Below are 349 nucleotides of genomic sequence, written 5' to 3' on the forward strand. Positions count from 1 at the left end.
CGAACGTGACGGCTTGGATAAGCGCGCAGGACTCCCGAGATCTGTATATTTCTGCCATAACGGTTCTAGAACTTGAGCGCGGGATACTCAGCATCCAGCGGCGTGACATTGAGCAGGGCGCTCGCTTACGAGCCTGGATGGATAGCCGAGTACGCCCGGAGTTCGCTCAGCGCATCATTGCTATCGATGAAGCGATTGCAACGCGATGTGCCCACTTGCATATTCCGGATCGCCGCAACGAAGCTGATGCACTCATCGCTGCCACGGCGGTCGTGCACGGGCTTGTGGTCGTTACACGCAACACTCAAGATTTCCAGGGCACCGGGGTTATCCTCGTGGACCCATGGCG

Annotated in this window: 1 protein-coding gene; it reads left to right on the forward strand. The window is 57.9% G+C overall.

Annotated features, from left to right (window positions below):
• Nucleotides 1-349 (forward strand): type II toxin-antitoxin system VapC family toxin (locus FN060_RS19790; protein WP_425312203.1); only part of this gene is annotated, 349 nt, incomplete at both ends.

The sequence above is a fragment of the Pseudorhizobium halotolerans genome (genome assembly GCF_902153235.2).
Classification (GTDB): Bacteria; Pseudomonadota; Alphaproteobacteria; order Rhizobiales; family Rhizobiaceae; genus Neorhizobium; species Neorhizobium flavum.